Raw genomic sequence first — 1,616 nt, forward strand, 5'->3', positions numbered from 1 at the left:
GACGCTCAGGTTTATGGCGACGCTCAGGTTTATGGCGACGCTCAGGTTTATGGCGACGCTCAGGTTTATGGCGACGCTCGGGTTTATGGCAATGCTCAGGTTTATGGCGACGCTTGGGTTTCTGGCAATGCTTGGGTTTTTGGCAACGCTCAGATCAAACAACGCACAGATCTATTTTGGATTTCAATTATCGGAAGTGAGAACGGCACATACACCGCATTTAAAAATAAAGACGGTGGGATTTTAGTGAATCGTGGGTGCTTTAACGGAACGCTAGAAGAATTTACAGACGCCGTGAATAAGCGTCATGACGGTAAATTCAATCAGGAATACCAGCTTGTTATTGAATTAACAAAGCTTCGTTTGGCTCAACAAGTTTAAATCTTAAAAGAAGCTAGCTCTGAAATTTTCGACGAGGACAGAGCTGCAACTGAGGAACATAGTATGAACAAAACCTTAACCCCAATCAATAGCTTTAAAGTAACTCTTGTTACTTCGGCTATCGCGTTTGGTGCTTTAGCCTTCGCATATAACCCAGACTTCAGCATTCAAACTGCAAATCAAACTGCTCCTGCACAAACTGCAGTTGCAGCCATGCACTTTACCTCTGCCAACTCTGGTACTGCAGTTATTCGCTTAGATGGCTTCACGCTAGATGTCAGCTTTGACTTCGAACGCATCGATGACTCATACGGCGTACCAGGTAGTGAATTCACAAATGCAGACATCACAAACCTTAGCGTGGACAAAGTTCTAGATAACTCAGGATATCCAATCCGTGACTTTACCGACTTCAATGACCATCTGACCATTAACGCCATGCTGGTCGCTCACATGCTTCAAAACAAAATGTTGGAGGCTGTTTAAATGAATACTCATAACAAACCTTTCCGTAAAGATTTAGGCCTTGATGATGCAGGCTTCCACCGCATTCGCATGGGCAATACCGTGTACTGCGTAAAAAACAATGTGATTTACATTCTTTCTGCAGATGGCCGACTCACCCAAGTAGATGAAAGCACGCTTAGTGCCAAGTCTTGGATCCGTCGCAATGTAAATGAAGTGCTTGGCCAAAACCTAAAATTCAAAGCGCATTTTGCCTTCAAAAGCCGTCGTGGTTATGTCATCGAAGTAAACGGCATTCAGTACACAGCACGTGTAACAACAGATCCAACCAGTGGCTTAGACAGTTATGCCAGCACTTATGCACCAATGTTTTCTTTTAGAAATCTGTTGGTAAATGACAACGGTGTATTACGTACTGTCACTGAAAGCGAAGTGAATCACCCAGAATTTCAGCGCGTATTTAAGGCATGTCTGAATGCACGACGTCGATCTGATTGCGTAGCACAGCGCCACAACCTAAACCGCTGGAACTCACGCCATGAATGTGAGCAGTACAAGATTAAAAAGAACAATACCGATGCCTTTGGCCGTACGTTTAACTAAGGAGAATCATCATGTCTTTGCAAATAATTCCTGCTGATCAAGCCTTAAATGTCAGCGCTATCATCACTTATATTTATGCAGATCCGGGTGTCGGTAAAACATCCCTCGGCTTTACGGCTGATAAAGCAATTTCTTTCGATTTTGACCGTGGTGCACATCGTACTGGC

General features: G+C 43.9%; 3 protein-coding genes and 1 pseudogene. All 4 read left to right on the plus strand.

Annotated elements, in window-relative coordinates:
• Window positions 1-381 (plus strand): hypothetical protein (locus tag D9K81_RS18530; RefSeq protein ID WP_207667531.1); only part of this gene is annotated, 381 nt, incomplete at its 5' end.
• A 63-nt stretch (window positions 382-444) separates the two neighbouring features.
• A complete protein-coding gene (locus D9K81_RS18110) occupies window positions 445-867 on the plus strand; it encodes a hypothetical protein (RefSeq protein ID WP_121524020.1) in 423 nt (140 codons plus the stop codon).
• Window positions 868-1,449, plus strand: coding sequence for a hypothetical protein (locus D9K81_RS18115; protein WP_121524022.1), 582 nt, complete (start codon window positions 868-870; stop codon window positions 1,447-1,449).
• An 11-nt stretch (window positions 1,450-1,460) separates the two neighbouring features.
• Window positions 1,461-1,616 (plus strand): annotated as a pseudogene (locus D9K81_RS18730) (ATP-binding protein); the annotation flags it as partial.

The sequence above is a fragment of the Acinetobacter chengduensis genome (genome assembly GCF_003664645.1).
Classification (GTDB): Bacteria; Pseudomonadota; Gammaproteobacteria; order Pseudomonadales; family Moraxellaceae; genus Acinetobacter; species Acinetobacter chengduensis.

What these genes read in the sequence shown, in the direction of transcription:
- D9K81_RS18110 (WP_121524020.1), top strand. Translation starts at nt 445, where the DNA reads ATGAACAAAACCTTAACCCCAATCAATAGCTTTAAAGTAACTCTTGTT.
- D9K81_RS18115 (WP_121524022.1), top strand. Translation starts at nt 868, where the DNA reads ATGAATACTCATAACAAACCTTTCCGTAAAGATTTAGGCCTTGATGAT.